Below are 25861 nucleotides of genomic sequence, written 5' to 3' on the forward strand. Positions count from 1 at the left end.
TTTAAAATATTTTTGCTTGCAAATTTACACAGTTTTATTCAGATAAAACGCCTTTTGTGAACTTTATTATATAAATTATGGATTACAGATACGTTTTTTAAGTTTGTTTAGGGAAAGCAGGCCTCTCTCTAGCTGAGACGGAACATTCAAGGCCATTTCTCTACTCCTGCTCCTATACAAAATAACCATGACACGAAGCCCTTCCGGATAAGAATGTTTCTCTATCTGACGGCCCCTGAAATCACCTCCTCATACACGAAACATCCCGTCTCCTCATTACGAAGAAACGGGATGAATATTTAAATGTAAAACTTTACGCAAGTAATTCCATTAGAGTTTTGGACCGGCAGAAACCAAAGCCTTGCCTGATTCGTTACCCTCATACTTCTTAAAGTTCTTGATGAAGCGGGCAGCCAGATCCTTAGCCTTCTTATCCCACTCTGCAGGATCCTGATAAGTATCACGAGGATCAAGAATAGCATCATTAACACCCTCCAGGTGTGTAGGAACGACGAAGTTAAAGTAAGGGATTGTCTTCGTAGGAGCCTTGTCAATCTCATGATCCAAAATACGGTCAATGATACCACGTGTATCGCGGATAGAGATACGCTTGCCGGTTCCGTTCCAGCCAGTGTTGACCAGATAGCATTTAGCACCACTCTTCTGCATGTGACGAACGAGCTCATCAGCATACTTGGTAGGATGCAACTCCAGGAAGGCCTGGCCGAAGCAAGCTGAGAAAGTAGGCGTAGGCTCCGTAATACCACGCTCTGTACCAGCTAATTTAGCAGTAAATCCAGAAAGGAAGTAATACTTAGTCTGCTCATGGTTCAGGATGGAAACAGGAGGCAGCACACCGAAGGCATCAGCACTCAGGAAGATCACCTGTTTAGCAGCTGGTCCATGAGAAACAGGACGGACAATGTTCTTGATGTGATAGATAGGATAAGAGACACGAGTATTCTCCGTTACACTCTTATCATTGAAATCTACCTTACCATTCTTGTCAACCGTTACATTCTCAAGCAGAGCATCACGTGTGATAGCACCATAGATATCAGGTTCTGCGTCCTTATCCAGTCTGAAGACCTTTGCATAACAGCCGCCTTCAAGGTTGAACACCCCGTTGTCATCCCATCCGTGCTCATCATCACCGATCAACTTACGTTTCGGATCTGTAGACAAAGTAGTCTTACCAGTACCGGACAAGCCAAAGAAGATTGCAGTATTCTCACCCTTCATGTCGGTATTGGCAGAGCAGTGCATGGAAGCAATACCCTGTAAAGGCAGGAAATAGTTCTGCATAGAGAACATGCCCTTCTTCATTTCACCACCATACCAGGTGTTGATAATAACTTGCTCCTTGGAAGTTACATTGAACAGGACAGCGGTCTCAGAGTGCAGGCCCAGCTCTTTCCAGTTGGTCACCTTTGCTTTGGAAGCATTATAAACCACGAAGTCCGGTTCCTGATCAAATTCTTCCTCTGATTGAGGACGAATGAACATATTGGTAACAAAATGAGCCTGCCAGGCAACCTCCATGATGAAGCGAACCTTCATACGAGTATCTTTATTAGCACCGCAGAAGCCGTCGACAACATACAATTTCTTGTTAGAAAGTTCTTTCTTTGCGATCTCCTTGACTGCCTTCCAAGTAGACTCTGAAGCACGATGGTTATCATTATGATATTCCTCAGAATCCCACCATACGGTATTATGAGCCTTGGCATCGTCAACGATGAACTTATCCTTAGGCGAACGGCCGGTATAGACACCTGTCATCACATTGATTGCGCCCAACTCCGTCTCCTGACCTTTGTCATAGCCGGTAAGTCCTGGCTTTGTCTCTTCGTTGAATAACACCTCATAAGAAGGATTGTAGAGAACCTCAGGTGTACCTTTGATTCCGTACTTCTCCAATACTGACTTAGTAAATTGTGCCATTTTAAAATTTATTTTTAAAAAGTGAATTATAATCTTCTTAACCGTTTAATAAAAACCAGCGGGACTTTCTGCCCCCAAAAATCCATCACAAAGATAAGAAAAAAGTAGAGAAGCACCAACTTTCTAAAAATAAAATGATAATTTATGAAAGATTTTTAGGTTAAAAATGCTAAAAAAGTACTCTGCCCCTCAAAATTTGTCATTCAGACTTTGCAAATAAAGATACGCCACTTTCATACCTCAAAGTTAAACCCGTACAAAAGTCTCTATTTTCCGGTTCGCCTTACCTAAAAGAACTGATTGGCAGATCCTCCTATATAATAGGTACCAAAGCGGTTGACTAAAGATGAATCTTACAGGATCATCACCTACTCCAACAGGTAATCACTGTTGCTCATTCCCAAACAACACCTACAATTGCCTGTCCCCTATTTTTCTACAGACAATGGGGCTAAAATATTTTCTCCGCCACTTTCATTTTATCAAAAATTCATTTTCAGGTAGAGAAAACTTATGACTGGATTTCTAAAAAGTGTAAAGACTGATGATCATCAGTCACCGTTTTCTATGAAAATCCGAACAGAATAACCAACGAAAAACTTTTATCGATTTATTCCGATAGACAAGAAGATTAATTAGAAAAAAGATGACATTCCCAACCCTCGATCCTGGTATTGATCTGCCAGTAACTATCAAAAAGTTTCATCCTGTAGATAAAAATTCTCATCAGTTTTTAACAGAAGGAATCAAGTTCTCCTAAAATGCATTCACCGGTTTATCAATAAAATAAGCATACAGGACGAAGAAGACAATGGCAATGGCAATTAAGATCAAAAGAGAAGAAAGCCATTTGCCAACTCTTTTATCCCTTGCACACTGCCTCTCGCGTTGGTGAAATGCGTCTCGTGCATCCATCGGTTCGAAAGATTTATTTTTCATTTTCAATTCTCTAATTTATCTTTGATCCCTTCCGGGATTCCTACACTTATTTTTTATTCAACCTAAAAAAAGGACCGTCTCATTGAGATCGCCATCTCAATGACTTTGACAGTCCCTGCATTATTAATGGTTAAATATTAATGCTCTTTTTTATTTCTCACTCAATCTTTTCTTCTGCAATTCAGAGACGATTTTACATCCTTCCCTAAAAATCCAAACTTTGAAAAGGCTCAGATTCAATGCAGTCTCAACGTTGTTAGAATGACACATTCCTCAAACGCTTCCTTTGATCAATAAACTCTTCTCCTATCGTATTCGCCACTCTCTTCGGAGTCACATCTTACAGGTAAAGAAAATATTTAGTTGCAAATGTAATCATTTAGCTTTTAAAAAACAAATTCTATGTATTCCGAGATTGACTTTTAGTTTATTTTAACGGTTTAACTTTGTAAACAAATGCATTCTACATTTTATCTTTTGCTGTATAAAAGACAAAAATGAAAAGAAAAGTCAAAGATAGTAATACTATTTCTACAAGAAGGAAGCTAAATTCAAACAATCAAGCATAAAAAGCATATAAACAAATAGTTTACACATAAAAAGAATAAGCGGTACGACTATCTTCATCCTTAATGTAAGAAAAAGGATATTCTGTTTCTAAACGAAAAGCTTTACTACTGCTTTAATATCTTTCTATCCCCCACGGTTCATTTGAACAAGAGTAACTCATAAAGCCATCCCTTTCTGATCATTTAGGAACAGGGTAATTATATTGATCAAAATAACGGAGCGTATGCGGTGCCGGATACCAGTCATTCTCTACAGAGATACCCAAAGAGAAATTTTTACGATGATAAGTAACCCCTCCACCGATCACATTTGCTCCTGGAGCCCTCATCCCATAGCCCATTGATCCACATACAGGATCATAAGCAAAGGTGTAAGGATTATAATAACCTGAATAAGGCCCATAACTATATCCCCACGGATTGTAAGTTCCATTGGTGCTATGAAGGGACAACTGCCCATATACATAAGCCTCCCAATGAGAATCTATACGATAGTCCAGTATACCATAGAGGCCCGCATCAGCATACTGATCACTCCCCCAATTCAAATGATTGATATATCCACCCGCTCCCAGCCAGAGACGGCCATCTTTCGTAAGAGGAGTCAGGTACAAAGCGTTCATTGTCTGAGAGAAACCGCCGCGGTGAGGCACATTATGCCCGAAGGTTGCAAAAGCTGATGCACCCACATTCACATTCAGGCCCTGATGAAGCCCGTATGCAAAATCATCAATCACCTGCGGTTCTATAGCTTTAGCCATAGAATGATCTGAAAGAGAATTAGGATCATCTGCATTCCGTGCAGAAGGAGCCGACACAGTATCAGCTACCATCTGACGCCAGATTTCTTTCTGCGTCTTTAAATCAGGCCGCTGGGCATATACACTGGCGGCTGACACTACACTTATGATAATCAATAAAAATCTTTTCATTACCCAGCAAAGATAGAGATAAAAAGGAGCAACTCATCCTTCAAGAGTATTAAAAAAGTAGAAATCCACCATTTTTATCTTCTTTTTACTATTTTTTAAGCGATTCTCCACCTCCAAGTTCAAGCAGAAAATGATTTTTTTCGTACCTTTGCGACAATTTAGGGTTTTCTATTCACTGATAAGAATGGATACTCACCTAATATTCCTGGAGCAGGACAAACAAGAGAGGGACGAGAGGATTTATGCCTGTCATCTGACCTTCACAGGCCGTCTCAATTTGTCCGAACCTGCTGCATGATAAATGACTTGCTAACCAACATCAGACAATGGAAATAAAAAATTTAAGTAAAGACAGTTCTATCATCAACCAGTACATGGCTGAAATCCGAGATGCAGAGTATCAAAAGAACCGGTTGTTATTCAGAAATAACATTACCCGTATCGGCGAATGTGAAGCCTATGAGATCTCCAAAGCACTCCATTATGAAGAAAAAGAAGTGACTACACCCTTAGGTATCTCCAGAGTCAGCATTCCCAAAGACCATATCGTCCTGGGAACCATCTTCCGTGCCGGCCTGCCTTTCCATACCGGTTTTCTGAACATTTTTGACCACGCTGAAAACGGTTTTGTCTCTGCTTATCGTGAGTATACGGATAAAGAGCATCACAACGTGGGTATCCATGTAGAATACCTGGCTACGCCAAGCATTGATGATAAAACGCTGATTATCGCTGACCCGATGCTGGCAACCGGTGGGAGCATGGAATTGAGTTATAAGGCTTTTCTAACCAAGGGAATCCCCCGGCGCATTCACATAGCCTGCATCATTGCTACTCCTCAGGGAATTGATCATATCAGGTCCATTTTCCCTGAAGAAAGGACGACCGTCTGGTGTGCTGCCATTGATCCGGGAATGAATGAACACAAGTACATCGTGCCAGGATTCGGGGATGCAGGTGACCTGTGCTATGGTGACAAGATATAACACCAACTTTTGGCGGGAATAAAATTATCAAGGCAAATAAGACCGGATAGTATTTGAAAGAATCGTCTCGTCGGGCATATCTGCATCAGAAGAGACAAAGCGCACCCGTCCCGTTCTGTCCGTAATATAAATACGGGGAATATCCTGAATGGCAAACAAATGGTATACGGTCTGGTCTGATTGCGCAGAATAAGGTATCTGAAAATTCTGCTTCATCCAATAGGCAGCCACATCTTCGGTATTCTGAGCACGACTGATGGCAATGAAATTCACCTGTTGGTTATTTCGATATATTCCATATACATTATTAATGACCGGTAACTCCTGGCGACAGTCCGGACAGTTTGTATTAAAGAAAACGATCACTGCCACCTTGTCTTTCAAAGACTGGTCTGAATAGATCGCTCCCTCAGAAGAGGTTACTGAAAAAGCCGGAAGGCTGTCACCGGTATGAATAATGGAGTCATCCTCACCGGTCATACGTTTTACATCCGTATTGGTACAGGCGACCATCAGGGAACCCATAAAAATTCCTAAGAGTAGAGGCTTCATATCCATTTCATTTATCAGGAGTTATGAGGAATAATAATCATATATTCTAGAACGTAAAAAAGTAGCTTCAACTAATCATAAAGGCAGGATCAGGAACAGTCCGGAACCTGCTTTCATGACTTTCTACAAATCAATTATCGCCAACGGTCACCTGTCTTATATCATCTACCGCTGCATTCTGTAGACGGATCACATAAACACCACTTGACATACCTTCTATTGTCTCTGTACCATTAGCCTTGACCTCAAGACGGCGGACTGGATTCCCCTTTTCATCTGCGATAAAGACAGAGCAAGAACTGGCACTGGCGTTAACAACTTTAATATTCCCATTCTCTGCCGTCACACTGATCAATGCTTCATCATCCGAGAATGCACTACTACTGCCTGACACATCAGACAAGGTGAACCGTCCGGCACTTTCTCCCTTCTCAGCCTTGAATGTATAGGAGCCTCCATTGACGATCTGTTGTTTCTTGCCTGTGAGCAGGTCATTCAGATAGATCTGGTCATTGCTCAAGCCTTTTGACAGGGCAAACTCCAAAGTATAGGATCCATCTGCTATAGGTACGAATCCCACAGCCACACTATTCATGCTCGGAACGGTTGCCACCTGAAGCTTGCTGCTGTCGGATGACGTCACGTAGAGTTGGGCACTGTTCTCATCGCCTATTTTCCGGCCGTCCCAGCCACTGTCAAAACCATACGTCGTACCACTCTTACTAAAGATCCACACCCGGTCCGCTGAATTGTCTCCAACGACATCCATGACCAGTGAAGGCAACTCTATGGCAGATGTCCCTGTGGCGGATTGAGCACGGGTGACAGCACGGGTCGCAATAGTATTGCCGTCTGCATCCGTAATCGTCTGATTCTTCACCAACTTACTATAGTCTATATTTAAATTCGTATTCTTGTCTGCAAGCATCATGAAAGCCTGAGTCGAAGGTATCATGGATGGCAGGGCAGTCGTTGCCCCCTCCGGTGTCTGTCCGGCAAGTTTAAAGGGCACGGCAAGATATTGTCCTCCAGCTACGCCACTGAGATTGACCGTGCTTCCATTCAATTTACGCCATTGATCACGTGTACCCGTATTAAACAGATAGACGGTCTGATCGGTAAGGTCAGTAGTCAAAGCCGTTGCTATAGGAATGGCTGCCGTATAGGAATTTCCTATGAGATTGGCGCCGGAATAGTTGACGCTGGCGGTCCGGGTCAGCGGCACCGTTGAATTGCCTACGTATAAGGTTCCTGGAAAACTGTAGACTCCCGTAGGAAGCTGATGGGTGTCATTTGTAATCTCGTAACCACGGAACGCAGTCAATTGGGTATCTGGACTATAAGGGGCTTTCTGCCACTTGTTGCCGTTAAAAGGCTCCACCCACTGATTCACTGTGACATTACCTGACACAGAAGTGCCCACAGGGAATGTCGCACTGCTTTGTACAGGAATGCCAAAATACTGCCATTGCTTCTTATAGAGTCCGCATTCATCACAATAGTGAGCCTTGCTATAAAACTCGACCATCGCTCCCACATTCTGATTCTTGGTCGGATCAGTAAAGATCAGCGTTCCGTTCGCCGTAGCATTATACGGGTCTGCCTGGACCACGATCGTGCCCGCACTAGTGTTAGCATCTACTACCTTTCCATTAATCTTCAGTTGATTACCCCTTGTAATCACCAGATTCTTATCAGAATTATTAACCAGATCACCAATAATCCTTCCACCACTGCTGCTCTGGTCTACATTATCCAGATTCAGGTCGTTGATGGCTGCGCCTTTCCCATTACCATCATCACCACTATTATTATCCGTAGTAGCAAACTCAACATCCCATCCTTCACCAGGCACGAAGCCGGCAGTCCAGTTCTCCGGAACAGCCCAGTCTGTACCATTCGTTCCATACCAATAGTTGTACCATTTCAAAATAGCACTGCTCTTGTTGTTGTCAGAGTTATTATCATACTTATAGGAAAGATTTGCTGAATTAGTCCACGAACTATGCAACTCATCCGGCGTAACATTGATATTAATGACAGGATAAGCAAACTGTGATTTTAACACATCAGAACGGGTAAACGTATATATATTGTTTGTCACAGCTGCTACCCATCCATTTGAGGCAAGGCCATTCGGTTTACCGGTATAATCGGTAACCGTCAAGCCTGCCGGAATGGTATCCGTGACGACAACGGGGGCATTAACATCTGAGCTCTTATCCACATTACTGACATTGGTCACTTGAATTGAGAATACATTCCCGGTTGTTTTAGCCCTTCCATGATTATCTACACCCTTATCTATTCTCAAGTCCAGGCTCGGATTAAGTACGGTAGTACTTACCGAGGAATAATTATTGGTCCAGTCCACATCCGTGATTCCCGTCGGGGTAGGGTCTATGCCCACGTAATTATTGATAACTCCACCGTCAGGCATCTTCTTTATCGTACCTACTATTGTAAAAGAAGATGTGCTGTTTGCCTGCATGTTCATGGTAGTGCTGAAAGGGTTGGAAAATCCGGAAGTTACGGCTGTCCCGCTCGGGAATCCTGTAGCCCTATTCCCGGAAAAGCCTTGATTATTAAATGTAATGGATTTAATATGAAAGCCATCGTCGGGCAGGATTTTACCTGCATTATCTTTTATTGTATCATTCAGAAGAATACCATTAAGCAAAGCAGGAGTATCATTCGTGATATTGACCGTATAAGTTAAATCATTTCCGATAACCTGACTGGTCTGATCCACACTTTTTTGCACACGGACATTACCAGGCGTGGTAATCAGCACGTTCCGGATCTCATGATAGTTGAAACCTGCACCTGTAGAAGCCGTAAAACCCAACTTTAATTTATCTGGTATAGGTTGCCTCGTTGTATAGCTTAAAAGTTGCGTATACGATCCATTAGGATTAGTCATCCAGTATACGGTAATCTTATATTGAGGGGATCCGGAAGTCCCTGTAGGTACAATAAGGATCTTTACTTTCCTGTAAAAAATCTGGTCATTGGGACGCTGAGCTGTTGTTTGATTATAGTCCATTGAGTTCGGTCCATCTTGAGTAGTAGATGTCTGCAATTGTTTTGACGTTAAATATTTCCACCCACTTGATGCTGACCCCCGAAGTGTAATAGAATTCGGTAATAAGCCATGGACTCCACCATTTCTTTGTTCCGTATTATTAGCAAAATTTCCGAATTCATCAATACCTATACCTAAATAAGCACCAGGCATACCATTCGATGGGGCATTCAGATTGGCATATCCTAGTGAGCCACCCCATCCTCCAATCTGAAAGGGTACACTGGCATCCGTCAAGAAGACGCAAATTCCGTCAGCACCATTGTAAAAATCTGCCTGGTTTCGCCATGATTTATATTCAAACTCTATGACCACACCTAGCGTAGAGGGAAACGACTTGTCTATATAAGCATATCCAGCCCTGCCCTTCTGGGCCTCTGTAAGCCGCAGCCATCCTTGGTTAACAGGATCTCCTGAGCCATAGTTGTTCCCAGACGTCAAATAAGCATTTGACTCCCCAGAGCCATTTCCACCTATCTTAATATTACTCCCCACAGAACTGCCTCTGAAGTTTTCTGTGATCGTAAATTGAGCCATCACGTGAAACGCCAAAAAGAACGAACCAACCAATAAGAGCGTTCTTTTAATTAAAACACTTCGTTGTAACGATTTCATAAAGCCTCCCTTTTTATTATCTAAGAAAGTATATTAGTTGACGGTTAAAGTTCTCATATCGTTGACCGTAGCATTCTGGAGGCGGACTATATAAGTCCCCTGTCCGACATCCCCTGTCACGGCCTCACCACCAGCCTTCACTTCAAGGCGCTTGAGAAGTCTATCTTTCGCCGTTGAGATGAACACTGAGCAGGAACTGGCACTGCCATTTGTCACCTTGATCTTTCCATCATCTGTTGCCGTCACACTGATCAATGCTTCGTCATCAGAGAATGAACCACTGCCCGACGTATCAGAAAGGGTAAACCGTGCGGCACTTTCTCCTTCTCAGCCTTGAATGTATAGGAGCCTCCATTGACGATCTGTTGTTTCTTGCCCGTGAGCAGATCATTCAGATAGATCTGGTCATCGCTCAGGCCCCCTGACAGGGCAAACTCCAAAGTATAGGATCCATCTGCTATAGGTACGAATCCCACAGCTACCTTATTCATGCTCGGGACGGTTGCCACCTGAAGCTTGCTGCTGTCGGATGACGACACGTAGAGTTGGACACTGCTTGCATCGCCTATTTTCCGGCCGTCCCAGCCGTTGTCAAAGCCATACGTCGTTCCGCTCTTGCGGAAAAGCCACACCCGGTCAGCTGAATTGCCTCCGATGACATCCATGACCAGAGCCGGCAATGAAGCAACCGCTGCTGAAGAGTTGCCGGACTGCCTTGAAGTGCCGGAAACGGATGAAGCAACTGCACGTGTTGCAATAGTGTTGCCGGATGCATCCGTAATCGGCTCATTCTTCACCAGTTTGCTATAGTCTATATTCAGGTTCGTTGCCTTATCGGCAAGAACCATAAAAGCCTGGGACGATGGTATCATGGAGGGCAGGGCCGTCGATGATCCCGAAGGGACCTGACCGGCAAGATTAAAGGGCACTGCCAGATACTGGCCTCCCGCCACGCCGCTGAGGTTGACCGTGCTCCCGTCCAGTTTACGCCACTCGTCACGAGTGCCCGTGTTGAATAAATAAACTTCTTCTTCCTGACCCGTATCATCAAAGGACAAGGCCGTGGCTATTGGAATGGCTGCCGTATAGGAATTTCCTATGAGATTGGCACCGGAATAGTTGACGCTGCCCGTACGGGTCAGTGGGACCGTCGCGTTGCCTACATATAAGGTACCCGGAAAACTGTAGACGCCCGTGGGAAGGGTCATAGAACTGTTGGTCAGTTCATACCCCCTGAACGCCGTCAATTGGGTGTCCGGACTATAGGGGGCCTTCTGCCACTTGTCGCCGTTAAAAGGCTCCACCCACTGGTTCACCGTTTCCTCGCCGTCTACGTCACCAACAGGGAACGAAGCGCTGCTTTGCACGGGAATGCCAAAGTACTGCCATTGCTTCTTGTACAGTCCGCATTCATCACAGTAGTGAGCCTTGCTATAAAACTCGACCGTCGCCCCCACATTCTGATTCTTGGTCGGATCAGTGAAGAGCAACGTTCCGTTTGCCGTAGCATTATACGGGTCTGCCTGGACTACGATCGTGCCCTTATCCGCATTGTCGTCCGTCACTGTCCCGTCTATGGTCAGCTGGTTGCCTTTTGTGATCACCAGGTTCATATCGGAGTTGTTGATCAGATTACCGATCACACGGCCCCCAGTATTCTCTTGTTCCACATCATCAAGATACAAATCAGCTACTGCAGGTCCCTTACCATTACCGTTACCCGTAGGACCGTTATTCGCCTCTGTAGCAAATTCAACATCTTCTTCGGATTCAGGGACCACACCTAATGTCCAATTAGAAGGCAGCCGCCATTCATTGGGAGAGCCTGTTGTTCCTCCATACCAATAATTAATGCAAGGTGTGATTGTCAGTCCGGATCCACTACCACTCATAGCAGTTGCACCTATAACACTTTGAGTAACAACTACCGTATTTGATGAAGTTTTATTCCAGGATATATTATTAAAATAATTGCCATTAAATAGTTCAAGCTCTTCAAGTGGGCCGCCACTTGTTCTGCTGCCATAAATTTTAACCGTACCTTCAGGGCTGATGTCTACCTGGATGATCGGATGGATGGAATCACCCGTAAGCGTCCAGATATTTGGCACTGCGCCAACTCCCCAATATCCCTGATCAGATTTGAACCTTATATTTGGCTGGAGATAGTAACCGGATTGTTTTTGAAATTGTAATTCTTGAGCCGCAAGGTTTACCTCATTAATTTTCATGTTAAAAGAGTTATCCAAGATATATATCTTCAATACAAATCCATAATCAGTCCCGGGCTCATTAAAATTAGTTGTTATAATATTGCCATCATTTGTATATCCATTCTTGTAGCTCCAACTGAAGTCTTTCCCGCTGACAGATTTTGTACAAACAGAGATTCCAAGATATAACGTGGCGGTTGCCGTTGTATTTGTACCCTTTATTTCCACGGTATAAGGATAATAATCCAATCCGCTGAAATTCTTAGCAGGAGTATAAGTATAACTACCATCAGCATTCAGCACTAAAGTCCCTCCATTAGACGTTTTGAAAGTTCCAGTAGTAGTAACCTGAAGGGTCTGTGAAGACGTACCATTCTGTATATAGTCATTTGTCAGCACATTACCTGAAAGTGGTTGATTTTTTTCATCTATACTATTAAAGTCATTCGTGGCAATAATAGTCTGTGCATGAATCTTGAGGCTTGTCGTGAAACTGAAAAATATGACTAGGGCAATAAATAAGATCCGAAAGAATTTAGTTTTCATCTTTTATCCGGTTATTGTATGGTCCAGCCCTTAACAGCAAGTGACGTCTTCATCGCTTCAGTCAACGTCTTGTCAGAGATCCACAAGTTCCCTTTTGTCACTTCCTTGAGCATCGCCGTGAGTTTAGTAATTTCACTTTCAGGGAACGGATTTCCATAGATCCATAACCTGTTCAGGTTCACGTTTTTGGAAACATCCAGTGAGGTAAGGTCATTATGATAACAGATCAAACGTTCCAATGAGAGATTTCTGGAAACATCCAGCATAGTCAGTTGATTTCCCGAGCAATCAAGTGCTGCGAGATCAGTATTGGCTGACACATCCAACGAGGTCAACTGATTGCTATAGCACCAGAGTGAGACCAATGCCGTATTGGCAGAGACATCCAGGGTCTTTATCTTATTACCTGAGCAGTCGAATCTCTGTAAGGCTGTATTCTTGGATACATCTATGCCAGTCAATTCGTTTTGAGGGCAATTAAAAGTTGTAAGATATGGATTATCCGTGACATCTACATTCGATAGTTGATCAGATGCACACCCTAAGTAAGTAATGTCCCCATGGATCGTAATTTCCCGGATGCCGGCAGGGAGTTGATAGTCAGTATAGGCATTGTATGATTTGACATCCTCAGAACCGTCAGCAGCCCTTATGCCGTCTCCATTCAAGTCTATCCACACTCCCGTACGGTTGGCAGCAAGGGCATCCACGGAAAGACTGATTTTCCCATCCTCTCTTGTGGTAGTCAATTTGATTACGGATTGATTGGTCTGGTCCGTATTTACCAAGGACTTCAATGTCTCAGTGTTCTCATCGGAACACCCTGCCAGAGCAGACACCATACCGACAAGGCCTATGATATATAAGAATTTGTATTTCATTTGACACTCATTTTTCCATTCCATCAAATATTGACATCATATCTGTACCAGGTATTCCGGACAATGTGATCAGGCAGGAACAACTTATACAGTTCGGGGCCGAACTCCGGCGGAGGCAACGGACCGTCATCCACACGAGGCAGTTCTATATCTATCTCTGAACCGGCAGCATCCGTTTCATTGATATAGGTAACTACTCTCAGTGTATTCACTTTTCCGTCCGTCGTCAGCGTATACCCCGCTCCCGTATCCGGAACCGGTGAAGCATTCAAGGAAGATCCCCATGGAGTCCAGTCGGTAGTATTCGGCCAGTCATTGGAGGAGCTGCTCACCGGATCCGAAGTTTTCGTGTCAGGTTTCAGCACATACGTATCCTTGTCAAAATCGACATAACGGTATTTATATTCTTCTATACTGCTACCGGTAACCGTCGGGACAACCTGAAAACCGGAACTCAGGGTCACGTCCAACTCTACTTTTGCAAGAGTACGGATCAGCGGGACATTATCAAGATGATAGTCTGCGATAAAATCATGACTGGCATGTCCAGCCATCAATATCGGAGCATCCAGAGCAGAAGACCAGGGCATGGCGGTCTGACGGAAGACCGACTGTAAGTCACCGGCTGTCGTCACACCATCCAAAGCCGTTTTCAAATCTGCACAGTTTGCTACTACATACACATCACGTGTGCCCACCTCTGCCTGAGTAAGGTTCAGGACCACCTTGTTGTCAGTGGTACTCCATGTACCATCACTAAAACTGGCAGCGTCGATATAGTATTTGATCAACTGTTGTGACCCTGTAGTAGGAAAGAGGAACACATAAAGATTGTTGATTTCCTTCTCAGCATCACTTCCTGCATCAGTGCCTGCGCGTGTTACCACATCTGCAGACGAAGAGTTGCTTCCTGTCGTGTTCAGGGTATAACCTGACACAGAAAATGAAAGTTCTATCTTTTTCCCATCATTGGAACCCGTTTCTGTCCCCTGTTCGTCTGAAGAGGAACAGGCACCGAGCAACAGTCCGCAAAAGAGTATTATCATCCATTTATCTATTCTCATGATTATTCCTTATTTGGTGAAAGTCTTTACCGTTTCTCCGTTGAGGACCACCTGCAAGTAATCCCCTGATACCGGTTCAGCGTTCAGGCTAAAAGAAGCAGAAGCGCCGCTGTTCACGTCCGTAAAAGTTTTTGTAGTCGTGCCGTCACTGAAAGTTGTGCCGTTTAGAGTATTCAAAGTGACGGAAAATGGCGGACATTCCTGAAATGTATTTTTGATTGTCACCGTGGTCCCATCTACTTCCACATTATATCCATAACCCATATACAAAGACTTGTCATCCTTATTCCAGTCGTTCACGGTATAAAGAATCTCCACTTTTTGCAGATTATTGATAGTGAAGCGATAATCGTGATTACGGTAAATCGTATAATCCGGTGTATAGCCACTTTCCGCACCCGTAGCCTTCTTCAGATAATCGGTGGTAATATCAGTATTATCAGTGATAATGGGTATATCATAAGTCTTGCCTTCAGTTGTCTCAACCGTAAAATAATTGACAGGCTGATTCATCCCCGAAGTACTCCATGTCGCCGAAGAGATGATTGCCTCAGGCATATAACAGATGAACGTGTGATCATCCACTTTTTTCAAGGACATGCCATCAGTAAAATAAGAGGACGGAGCCGTCACCGAAGGATTCAACAGGCAGAACTGGCGGTTTGCATTGTGAAAGTATACATCCTTGACGCCCACTTCACCGGAAGTACCATTAAGAGGGAAATCTACTTCCAACTTTGCCGTCACCCGGATCAACTTCACCTTATCTTCACCATTCGGATAGAACGGGAGAGGCTGATAAATATTTCCACCAGTTGTAATCGTCTGGTTCAGATAGACCCTGGACATAGGGAATCCCTTATCCAGGGTTGCTCCCTGATACAGATCTGCATCCAGGTCACGAAGGGTATTCATATAAGAAGATTTCAGGTCATCTTCTTTCGTAATGCTTCCCAGTGTCGTCTTCATATCCGGCATGTTAGCTATAAAATAGAAATCCCGCTGACCGGGAATCAACTTTATAACGAAAGTGTTGCTGCCAGTCATGGGAATGTCTGATTCATAATACTCCGCCACCTTAGCACCGGTAGAGGAGTCAAATACCAGCATCGCCAGATCATGGACCCGGTCCTCGTATTCTGTGTTGTCCGTATTGATCGTACCGTCACTCGTGTTAGCTGTCGCACGAGTCACGGACAGATATACACTCGAAGGATCGCTGACTGTTCCACTGTCCTGGGATTCCGAACACCCGGAAAACAGGAACAGTGTTACGGCCAGTGCGCTATACAGATTTATTATTTTCTTCATCATCATTCGTAAAAAGGAATACCTGGCTACATGCCCAGTTGCGTATTATAACTATGGACCAACCAGTTGTTTACCAATATATCACACGAGAAATGGGAAGCACAGCAATCCTTCAGCACGAACCGGATCACAAAATCGTGCTGGCATTCCATGTTGATATTGGTCTGCTGCTCATAAAGCAGCAGGATACTGCCGATAAGATCCCCGCTGAATAAGGTCTTATTTCCAGACGGATAGGTCAGCGTAAGGGTATTATTATGCCCGGTCTTCAAATCCATCATGGCAAAATTCCAGCTTACTGAGTTATCGGTATACTGTGTGTTCAGCGCCGGATAATTCAAGACATCCGCATCCAGTGGCATACTGCCATCAATATTCAAAGTTCCGTCTGCCGAAGTGACACCGATCTTGAAATCCTTCGGAGTTATATGGTCTTCCAGGACCGTCTCGTCTAGATCAACCTTTACTGTCACCCGGTTGGTCAGCTCTTTCAGATTGACAGAAGTATATTTATACACCGATCCTTCTTTATCCGGATCCGGCAGATAGACCACCGGACTCTCACCCTGCCAGAGCCTTGTCCCGCTCAAATCCGGAGCCACTCCCGATGCTGCTTTCAATGTGAGCATCACGTCCGTTTTAGTCGTGGTGCCATCGACAAACTTACCCGTGGTGAACTGGTCGTTTGCTCCTGCCCAGGCTATGAAGGTATAGTTACCGTTGGATACCGGCATATAGACTTCATAATTCCGGTCTAGATTAACATTTGTTTTCGTAACCGAAGTGACCAACTTATCATTTTTGTCGAACGCAAATACCGTGAGCGAAGGTACGCTCCCGATGAATGTTGAATCCGACGCACAAGGTGTCTTTGAATAAAACTTCACATATACACCTTGGGGGCAATGCTTCAAATCATCATAGATAAAGGAGTCACAGCTCCATAGCATTGTTCCCAACGCGAATAGCGTCATCAACAGCTTGTAAGGTAAAATCTTCATTCGTTGCATTCTTTTAAAATTTTTCTTGGTCAATAATGAAAACAAGAACGGGACTGTCTTACCTTTAAGATACCTGCCCAAAAAGTAAAGGCAGTCCCACTTCTTTAATGTTCTGTTTTTTCTTTCAAAATATTGATTACTCCTAAAATCAAATACCCAGACTTATACCGTATGAATGTACATTCCAGGGTAACACAGTAACGTCAACACTCATCCACGTCTCAGGTGTAGTCAACGGATCTGTCGGATCAATCGGGTTTGTAGGTTCACCCGGATTATTCGGATCATTAGGATCATCATTAGCTGGTTTTGGATCAGGATTGGTAGGATTTGAAGAATTCGGGTTTTCTGGATACAGTGGATTCCAATTAGTTCCGATAGTCTTGAAACCAGTGATATGAATATGATAAATATTATTACGCAATACCGGAGAATTCAGCCATCCGGGAATCTGATCAGGATTTACCCATGCGTAATACAACACCTTGCCACCTACATATTTAGCCACAGTCTGTCCGGATACACCAGATGTAGATGGATTCACCGCATTAGCTGCTGTTGTATAATATTTCCCATTCGCACCGAGATAGAAAGTACCATCAGCATTTGGTGTACCGCCGTCAGCAAAAGCAGCAGGAGTAAATTTAGCTCTAATCAGCACATAAGGTGTATTTCCTTTACGATAACCTGTTGTGGTTACATCTGACCCATAAGTATGAGTTGTCGGCAGGATAAACTTGCCGTTAAGAACACTTAAATCTCCGATTCCGGCTGCAGTTGGATCTTTGTAAGCATCCATAGTTGGAACCGTTGTTCCACCGAATTCAGGAGCGGCTTTATAGCTTTCGAACAGACCAGAATAGTCGTATCCATTTTTTGCAGTACTGATATAATCCGCATCAGTTGAAGGCACCGAGTTGTATTGAGGTGTAGTAAACCCTGTATTCTGCTGAACATATAGTGAATTCTCACCCTGTGCCAGTACCCATGTAATGTTGCTAATTACTCCGATTCTTGATCCAGCGGTAGCAGAAGTAGGATCTGACGTTACCGCATACGTAAGACTGTCAGTGGTAACCATAACCCGTCCAACAGCTCTCTGAACACTTACAGTAGCCCTGTTTTGAGGAGTAGTTTCAGTTAAAGTTTGAGCCTCCGTAATACCGGATACCACGTTAATGGTTACATCAGATGCATTAGTCATCGCAATCACATCACTATCTTTTTTATTAGTAGTCGCAAGCTTCGAAGCTGAAGTGCTGACAGTCGTTGAAGTTCCACTATTGCTCAAGAATAATGCAGAAGTTTTATAGACATCCGCAAAAGTTGATGCAGTTGCGTTAGATAATGCCGTCTTAATCTTATCATTTGTATTAATAACAACATATACTGATTTGTTCCCAGTTGTAGTCTTGATAGCTGTTTTTGGCTTTAATACAATATTATTATTGTTATCTTTCGTTACTGAATAGCCGTCATTAGTAGATCCGCCGACTGTAAAAGGATAGTCCGTAACACTTGTACCATCATCTAAATAGATATCAACCGTCTTGATTTCATCTTTTCCTACCCATTGGCCAATATAGTTATAGTCTTGATTAGAGTTTGTAGCACGCGTAGAGCTGCTCGAAGGCATAGTGAGACTGATAGCTACATAAGTATCACCCTTTTCCTTTGCTGTTGACGACGAAAGACTGTCATCACTGCTGCAGGATGTCAGGCCCAGCCCTATCGCCAAGGCACCCAGCAAAAAAACACTTTTTAATTTTTTCATAACTTGAAAATTAAATTTGAATAATAAATTTCTGAATAGTAATATATTTATTATTGATTTCTCTCTTTTCCTAATTCCTCCAGGTTATAGGATACATTCTCATCTCCGGCTGTTGCCGCTTTATCGAAGTATTCCTTAGCCTTTGTAAAATCACCTTTCCTGGCATAGGCCACACCGAAATCATTCCAGGTCTTCGGATCGGATTCGATTTTCGACAGCCGTTCCAACGCGGCATTCACATTGCCTCCTTCGATATCAGCAGATGCTGAATTGATGATTGAAATGCTATTGTCGGGATACAGACGTGCAGAGATGTCGAACACATCCTTGAATTCCTTGCTGCCGGCAGGATAGCTACGGGCTACCATATACATTTCGTTGAGACTCAACAATTTCGGATTGGTCTTGATGATTTCACGGGCCTCTTCCACGCTGAACGGACGGACATTATATATAATGGTGTATTCCGTCCGGCGAAGGGCCGGGTAGAAATCATCCAGCAGGGTACGGTAAGTACTGCCTCCTGAAAGCTTTTTCAGCCGTGCATCACGTGCATCCGGATTTCCAATATGGTCAATGATGTCCAATACGGCCTGCTTGTCAGCTAAAGAGGAAGTATCTACGGCCTCGCGCAAACCGTTCCAGTCCTCCCCGTAGCTCTTTATGTTCAATCTGTTCCGGAGAATGCCGAATTGGGCATTCAAGTAAGTGGCAAAGGATTCAGCCCGGTTTTTCGCCAGCATGCGGTTATGAGCCACAGATGCTTCCGGAGAGGCGTATCCGGCGATGTCAATCTTCCGGATGATAAAATCAGAGTTGTTCCGGATCTCATTGATGATCCGGTCGACTTCGTCCAGTTTCCGGGCATTGTCTTTATAGTCCCTATGAAGGTCATAGCGATCCACCACATAATTGAAAGTGGCGGAATGGCGGTCACTGCGGGTCTTCACTTCTGCCTGCGGCATTATGTAAGTGAGTTGGTAAGCCGGGATATAGTCTCCGGGCAGGATACGGGGATTCAAAGAATCTACAAGTCCCGATCTGCTGGTGCAGTCGGCACAGCCTTTGACCTGTTCATTCAGGACCAGGGCTGCATTTTTCATCCAGTCTGCAGCTGGTACCGTCGTCCGATAGACTATCTCCTGTCTCTTGTTATTGTCTCTGCGGACAACAGCGTACGGGGCCTCCTCAGTATTCAGATCCAGCGGATGATGGAAATACTGTTTGCGCCGGAGAATCTTGGAACGCCTGTTTCCGGCAAGCACCACCGGAGCCAGTTGCAGAGCAGTCTCGTCACGGTTTGATTTTATGACTGGAGTAAGGATGACCATGTCATTGGATTTAATATCGAGGCCGTCTACAATAATATTCATAGCAACTGCTACATTGCCATCCTGACGGTCAGCCTTCAGATTCTCGGTTTTTACGCCCTGTAAATAGTCAGGCTGTGCCTGGATACGCGTTGACACCGTCATGCAGGCAAGTAAAGTAAGTAAGATATATTTTGCTTTCATCCTATTCAGATTATTTTAAGAAATAAACTAATGAAATTCCGAGTTTGGTCACACCCCAGTAATTATAATTACCCTCTTTTAATTTTTGTCCACAATCCGAGCAAGGGTATTTACTATAATGGATACGGGCATAACCCGCACCTATATTACCTTCCAGGTTCCAATGCTTGCTCATGACCCACTGGTAGCCATAGCTGACGCCAGCCCCGTAGAACCAACCTTCATAACGATTATGCTTGAGTGCTTTAAAAGAAATAGGAAAATCCCAGTCTGAGACATTAAACTGTCCGCCGTGAGCATGTATTCCAAAGAAACTCCCGTTAAATTTTTCACAGAGCCAGTAACAGGCCTCCGGCTGCACCATCCAGTGCTTGATTTTCTTGTTATTACTGAAAGTCCAGGGATTAAGGTTACCGGAAACATCCAGCGTCCACTTTTTAGACAGGCCAGCTTCAACGCCAATGTTACCCGTAGTAGTAGCATCATAAAGCAGATTCGTTTTTACAGCCAATTCCTGTGCGGTTACACCCGTTGTCAAGAGGAATCCCCCTAAGACAAGCAGAATAAGTCTTTTCATATTAATTCACAAGTTTATTTCATATATAATCATTCCGAAAATCAACGTCTCTAATCTACTATAGCTTTTTCGCATTTGTACTCATTATCAAGTATAAACTGCGCATTCCTGCATCTCTCGCTCGTTGTGATTCAGACTATTGTATCATAAAAACACCTGAATCCGCATTCACTTGCCGGTCTTCGCTTTACAAAACATTTTCTTCAGGCAAGATTCTCAGATCATTACGTCAAGATTTTCTATTACTCTCTTTTTTCATCACCATCACCCTGAGAAATTCTCATTTACCATCTCACGATCGTATTTTAACCTTAAATCAATTTTAAAGTAAGTACAAATTTCGAGATAAGCCACAACAAATCTGATCTATCGATGTCATTTTTACAATCATCAACATCTCAGTACTTTTCATACGTGCTTTTTTGTCATTTTGAATATTAGAAAACACCAATTGAATTCTTCTTTATAAGAAGGACTCGTATTCGAGTATTTTCCTGTCTCTAAAAAGTTTCTCCAAAGACAGTACGCATCTCTCATTTCTCTGACTGAACGGAAATCCACGAAGGCATAAAATGTTGCCCACTACTCTCCATTGATATCAACACTTCACTTTTCTCACTCCTAAATTCTCTTTCATCTACCTTTCATTCTTCTTCTTAATTTTGTTTTGTCATCTCACCTAAAATCCGTATATTTGTAAAGTAAGCTAACGGTGCAGGTAAGTGATTACCCGCAAAGATAAACAATTTGTTTTAATAAAAAAACTTTAAGTGTACTTTTTATTCACTTTTAGTGTATTTTAACTTTGTGGTTATGGAAAAGGATAAAATGCTTGAAAGCCTGATTAATTACTATTCGCATGGCAATAAAGCACGATTTGCAGCTAAATTAGGAATATCTCCACAAGCATTGAGCATGTGGATCAACAGAAAATCATTCGATTCAGAGCTTATATACACAAAATGTGAAAACATTTCGGCTCAATGGTTATTATCAGGAAAAGGGAACATGATTTCCCTTCAACCAGCAATCCGGCCCATCAACAATGAGGATAAAAACTTTTATCAAGAACAAATCAAACATTTAATGACTCAGATTCAAAATCTAGCGGATAAGAATTCAGAGTTGGAAAAAATGCTATTGGAATGTTTGAAAAAAGGCATTCAATCTGTAGAAACTCCAAAAAGCAAAAATGTAGGATAATTAAAATGTACAATCCAAAAGCCGAATAGCCATTGATCTCTTCGGTCAGACCTCCTTCTATGCCTGAAAAACAGACCCTCCCCTATAATTTCATTGAAGAATTGCAAAATTAAAGCTACCGCCATAGTCCCTGACTTTCACGATCACAATCAGTTTTCGCTGAAGAGTGCATTGCACACTGCCGTATCATTCATAGAAAAAAACGCTATGGTGCATCGGGATAATCTGTATGGTACATTGGGAGGATCTCTATGGTACATCGGGATGGCCTCTATGGTGCATCGAGTTCAACAATGAACATCTCCGTGACGTACAGACATAAAGCAGATGATAAGCAGTTGTAACCTGCCATCACCCCTAAAGGAAGAATAATAAAAAAAATCAGCAGGAAGAAAAAGTCTTTCCCGCTGATTCCAAATTTGATAAATAAAAACACCTACCTGGATACCGTATCGGCAAACTTCATGGCTTCCGTCCACCAATCATCCGTAGCCTGAGGAACCCCAGGACTATTGTCACCGTACCAGGGCATAAACCAGGACCAATGGCCACCGGCATTCCATACATCGGAAATGTTGGCGATGGCACCACATTCACTCAGAGTCATCATCTTATGCAGATAAGTATACTGCATGTTATTGAACCGAGCAGCGATCACGGAGGCATCGCTCTCATTATAAATATCCGCTCCTACAAAGTCCACGTACCCGTCACCGGGGTACCAGTCGGCGCAGTTCTCGTCTCCTGTCCATACCCACAGCAGATTATTGACACCAGCATTCTTCATATAATCAAACATATACTGCCAGAGCGCCTTATACTGGGCAGCCCCTGCAGTCCCCCACCAGAACCAGGCACTGCCCCCTGACGGGATATTTCCGGCAGCTTCGTGAAGAGGACGCCAGAGCACGGGGATCCCGGCGTTCTGGAGGTCCTTCAAATGGGCAGCCACCCGGGCCAGGTCCTGATTCATGATCTTATTCTCCAGCGTTCCGCTTTTCAGGATACTGTCACAGGAAAAACTGGTACCATCAGGACGATAGGAATAGTCATCCTTACCCTTCTTGACAAGGAACACACGAGTGACGGTATAGTCATGTCCCGTGATGATAACGCCCTTCTGAATATCAGCAGCCGAGGTGGCGTCAAGTGTCAGTTCCAAAGAGTTGACATCATTGACCTCATTTCCAAATTTACCATTCGACTGATCAATATTGAAATAATCATAGGAATTGTCATCAGCGTCCTTGACGCCAGACCAGTTGGCATCTTTGATAGAAGCCTGGGCTCCACTCTTTACATCCTTGAACTCCACTACCAGTTTGTCACCAGCAGCAGCAGCCGCCAGGGCAGAGAGCGCCCTTCGATCATCCGCATTCCCCCCGGGAGTGATCTGAAGGTAAGCACCCCAATTACTCGTCATCACCTGATCCTGTGCAGCCAAAGGAGTGTTCGGAACATTCCAGTGCCATGAGATCGTAGCCATACCCCCCGCATCGGCATACTCCTTGACCGGAGTAATATCATCATAGTTGATCCAGTTCTCACCGGAATTTGCCAGATGGATAAAATCATAACCCGCAATAGCCGGATATTTGCCAGTAACCGCATCCACATGGTCAGCAGGCGTATGGTTCCAGTCGACGTTAGCCATCATCCCAGAATAGATCTGATTTCCATACGATTTAAATAGACGGTCATACAAAGCCTTCGCATCTGCGTTTACGGCATCATTCGCCGGAGTAGCAGCGACAGCCACCGTCACCCCCGTCCATTTCACCGAGACCGCAGGCACCGGCATTTTATTAGGCCCGGTAATCAAGCCTGCAGGGACCTCGAGATCATAAGTATCCGTGCCCGAGGGAAACTGGGCCTGGATGTGAAGGACAGAGTCAGACCCGATCACTTCAGCCGAAGTGACCGCCTTCCCGTTCAGGGTGATCTGGCCGGCATCACCAGAATAGAAGAATATATTCTTATTGAACCCCAGGGCAATATCCTTAGTTCCGGGACGCTCCACCGTTTTCTGGTCCGGGGAGACCGTCTTGAGAACGGGTGCCGTCGTGTCCGCAATAGGAATGTCCACATCATTACTGCAGCCGGCAAAGGCCAGAGCTGCAATAAAGGCAATCAACAAACGTGATATTTTCATAATTGACAAAACTTAAATATTAAGGTAAAATGGTGATTTTATTGACCGTTACGCCACCATCACCCTGAATGATCGTAAAGTAATTCGACCAGCCATCCTGGACGTTCCAGGCCTTAAGCATAGCTGCGGTGATGGTGATCGCCACCTTCTGATTGTTTCCTATAGGAGCAGCACCATCTGTCAGCGTAGAACTAGCATCTGCCTTTACCTCTCCGTATGAGTTCCAGCCAGCATCATTAAACTGCAGGTCAAACCAGGCAGGCGCATCGTAGTAGACCATCATCTTGGAGACCCCCGGGACGATCGTCAGCTTCGAGAGATCCGTAGGTGTAGTACGGTCCAGATGAATTCTCGGATCACCCCATCCTGAGATTGTCGTCGGCGTATCGAACACCATATATTCAGGACTGGTTACAGCTACCTGCACATTCGAAGTCTCCAGGTTACCGTCCTTGTTGATAAACTTGATCGTATAGGTCCCGTAAGGAATATCTGCCGGGATTTTCACCTGTGCCGATCCAGCGGCAGCCTTCTCCGTCACCAAGCCATAATCGCCCAGGAAGAATTCCCCGGCCTCATCAAGATGAGCACCGGTAATCGTCAGCATCCCGCCCGGATTTGCCGTCGCACCCGCGCCGGTCACTGTAGGAACAAGCGGCTCGGTGACCGTTATGACAGGAGTCTCCAGAGAAGTGCCATTCTTCAGATTAAGGGTCATCTTCCCGCTTAAAGCCCCGGAGGGAACGAGCACCTGGAAAGAAGTTGCCGATTGCTGAGAGATCGCCGTCGGAACGGCCATTCCCGTAAACGTCACCTGGTCCACGAGATCCAGATCCGTTCCATTGACCGTCAGTGTCGTCCCCTGAGGCACAGATGCAGGAACAAAACTGCTCACCGTTGGTGCAACCAGCGAATAAGCCACCGTCACCTTAAAACCATTGGACTGGACAAGTGTAATATCACCAGCTTGTGCCGTAGAAGGAACCGTAAAGGTAACCGAATTTGCCGTCACCCCACCTGGCGAGACCATATCGGAATGAGGGAAGGTCGCGCCAGTTACATTAATAAGGTTCTTGCCGGTGATGGTCAGCACAGCTCCGTTCTTGACCGGATCAGGACTGACTTTGAGATCTGACGGATTCAAAGGCTCTATCTTCCCGGCATCCACGCTGACACCCGATTTGGCCACCAGGGTGACCTCTCCGGAAGGGGCATTTACCGGAACGGTAACCGTCATGCTTGCCGCATCCTTCGCCACACTGAAATCCGTTGTTGCTACCCCGCCGACCGTCACACTCTTCACCCAGTCGAGATGAGTACCATTAATGGTCAACTTAGAACCCGGGAGGATCGTGGTCGGAGACAATCCGGTCACCGTCGGCAGGTTCACGACAAGGTCTTTCTGACTGTATATCCATTGCGGCAGATCACCTTTCTCATCACTCAGGATGACCGGTCCGGACTGAGCCGTCTCTGGGACGGCGATCTGGATCTCATTCCGGGAATGAACAATGAAAGCGCTGTCACCTATACTGATGTTGTTTGAGAAGATGACCGCATGGATAAGGTTCAGATACTCACCCTTGATCGTAATGACATCACCCGGATTCACTGTTTCCGGCGAAATACTGGCAATGCTGATCGGCTCAGAATAGGTCAGTTGGGTCTTGGAAATCTGCTTGGTTCCGTCCTTGAAAGTCAGCGTCACATAACCGACCTCAGCATTCTGGGGCACGGTCACATCTACTTCCTTGTCACTGACGTGTTTCAGATCAGTCACATCCCCCGATCCGGGAATGGTGATCTTCACGACATCGTTCATGTTTGAACCCAGGAATCGGAGTTGTCCTCCACGGGCCACCGGGTTAGGACCATAAACATTCATTTTAGTCCCGGTATACTGGTCTGTATTGAGGTCATCATGACTGCAGGAGGCAAAGGTCAATCCCGCCAAAGCGATGGCCACAAAGATAAGTAAGGTCTTTATTCTATTAATTTTCATA

At 44.4% G+C, this 25861-nt stretch carries 18 protein-coding genes; 2 read left to right on the forward strand and 16 right to left on the reverse strand.

What is annotated here, in order from left to right; translation table 11 throughout:
• Window positions 1-330: 330 nt before the first annotated feature.
• From pckA to ACYRYG_RS09270, 3 genes are all read right to left on the reverse strand, one after another.
• Window positions 331-1944 carry a phosphoenolpyruvate carboxykinase (ATP) gene (gene pckA / locus ACYRYG_RS09260; protein ID WP_293418122.1) on the reverse strand — a complete coding sequence of 538 codons (1614 nt, stop codon included), beginning with the start codon at window positions 1942-1944 and terminating at the stop codon, window positions 331-333.
• A gap of 756 nt (window positions 1945-2700) precedes the next feature.
• Window positions 2701-2883 (reverse strand): hypothetical protein, encoded by a 183-nt coding sequence (locus tag ACYRYG_RS09265; RefSeq protein ID WP_293418124.1) that lies wholly within the window; start codon window positions 2881-2883, stop codon window positions 2701-2703.
• 748 nt (window positions 2884-3631) lie between these two features.
• Window positions 3632-4384, reverse strand: coding sequence for a hypothetical protein (locus tag ACYRYG_RS09270; RefSeq protein ID WP_293430971.1), 753 nt, complete (start codon window positions 4382-4384; stop codon window positions 3632-3634).
• 326 nt (window positions 4385-4710) lie between these two features.
• On the opposite strand from ACYRYG_RS09270, the gene upp reads away from it, so the two are divergent.
• The gene (gene upp / locus ACYRYG_RS09275; RefSeq protein ID WP_293418128.1) at window positions 4711-5370 is read left to right on the forward strand and encodes a uracil phosphoribosyltransferase; all 660 of its coding nucleotides are present in this window, start codon (window positions 4711-4713) and stop codon (window positions 5368-5370) included.
• A 27-nt stretch (window positions 5371-5397) separates the two neighbouring features.
• On the opposite strand, the gene ACYRYG_RS09280 is transcribed toward upp, so the two are convergent.
• The 11 genes from ACYRYG_RS09280 to ACYRYG_RS09330 form a co-directional block, all read right to left on the reverse strand.
• Window positions 5398-5922: a TlpA family protein disulfide reductase gene (locus ACYRYG_RS09280; RefSeq protein WP_460198039.1), complete on the reverse strand. Its 525-nt coding sequence runs from the start codon at window positions 5920-5922 to the stop codon at window positions 5398-5400.
• 130 nt (window positions 5923-6052) lie between these two features.
• Entirely contained in the window at window positions 6053-9544 is a 3492-nt protein-coding gene (locus ACYRYG_RS09285; RefSeq protein WP_460198040.1) for an L-type lectin family protein, read from the reverse strand.
• A gap of 111 nt (window positions 9545-9655) precedes the next feature.
• The gene (locus ACYRYG_RS09290) at window positions 9656-9868 is read right to left on the reverse strand and encodes a hypothetical protein (RefSeq protein WP_294738759.1); all 213 of its coding nucleotides are present in this window, start codon (window positions 9866-9868) and stop codon (window positions 9656-9658) included.
• Between the two features lie 5 nt (window positions 9869-9873).
• On the reverse strand, window positions 9874-12381 hold the full coding sequence (locus tag ACYRYG_RS09295; protein ID WP_460198041.1) for an Ig-like domain-containing protein: 2508 nt from the start codon (window positions 12379-12381) through the stop codon (window positions 9874-9876).
• Window positions 12382-12392: 11 nt separating this feature from the next.
• Window positions 12393-13262 (reverse strand): leucine-rich repeat domain-containing protein, encoded by an 870-nt coding sequence (locus tag ACYRYG_RS09300; protein WP_460198042.1) that lies wholly within the window; start codon window positions 13260-13262, stop codon window positions 12393-12395.
• A gap of 23 nt (window positions 13263-13285) precedes the next feature.
• Window positions 13286-14326: a fimbrial protein gene (locus ACYRYG_RS09305; protein ID WP_460198043.1), complete on the reverse strand. Its 1041-nt coding sequence runs from the start codon at window positions 14324-14326 to the stop codon at window positions 13286-13288.
• Window positions 14327-14335: 9 nt separating this feature from the next.
• Window positions 14336-15637 (reverse strand): fimbrial protein, encoded by a 1302-nt coding sequence (locus tag ACYRYG_RS09310; protein ID WP_294738754.1) that lies wholly within the window; start codon window positions 15635-15637, stop codon window positions 14336-14338.
• A 26-nt stretch (window positions 15638-15663) separates the two neighbouring features.
• Entirely contained in the window at window positions 15664-16638 is a 975-nt protein-coding gene (locus ACYRYG_RS09315; protein ID WP_460198044.1) for a FimB/Mfa2 family fimbrial subunit, read from the reverse strand.
• Between the two features lie 148 nt (window positions 16639-16786).
• Window positions 16787-18412, reverse strand: a complete 1626-nt coding sequence (locus ACYRYG_RS09320; RefSeq protein ID WP_460198045.1) for an Mfa1 family fimbria major subunit — start codon at window positions 18410-18412, stop codon at window positions 16787-16789.
• 50 nt (window positions 18413-18462) lie between these two features.
• On the reverse strand, window positions 18463-19926 hold the full coding sequence (locus tag ACYRYG_RS09325; RefSeq protein ID WP_460198046.1) for a DUF3868 domain-containing protein: 1464 nt from the start codon (window positions 19924-19926) through the stop codon (window positions 18463-18465).
• Window positions 19927-19936: 10 nt separating this feature from the next.
• On the reverse strand, window positions 19937-20503 hold the full coding sequence (locus tag ACYRYG_RS09330) for a DUF3575 domain-containing protein (protein WP_460198047.1): 567 nt from the start codon (window positions 20501-20503) through the stop codon (window positions 19937-19939).
• Window positions 20504-21316: 813 nt separating this feature from the next.
• On the opposite strand from ACYRYG_RS09330, the gene ACYRYG_RS09335 reads away from it, so the two are divergent.
• A complete protein-coding gene (locus tag ACYRYG_RS09335) occupies window positions 21317-21706 on the forward strand; it encodes a helix-turn-helix domain-containing protein (protein WP_293430985.1) in 390 nt (129 codons plus the stop codon).
• Between the two features lie 436 nt (window positions 21707-22142).
• On the opposite strand, the gene ACYRYG_RS09340 is transcribed toward ACYRYG_RS09335, so the two are convergent.
• On the reverse strand, window positions 22143-23858 hold the full coding sequence (locus ACYRYG_RS09340) for a glycosyl hydrolase (protein ID WP_293430987.1): 1716 nt from the start codon (window positions 23856-23858) through the stop codon (window positions 22143-22145).
• 19 nt (window positions 23859-23877) lie between these two features.
• Window positions 23878-25860 carry an IPT/TIG domain-containing protein gene (locus ACYRYG_RS09345; RefSeq protein WP_460198048.1) on the reverse strand — a complete coding sequence of 661 codons (1983 nt, stop codon included), beginning with the start codon at window positions 25858-25860 and terminating at the stop codon, window positions 23878-23880.
• Between the last annotated feature and the right edge of the window lies 1 nt (window position 25861).

Source organism: Segatella asaccharophila, from assembly GCF_054687055.1.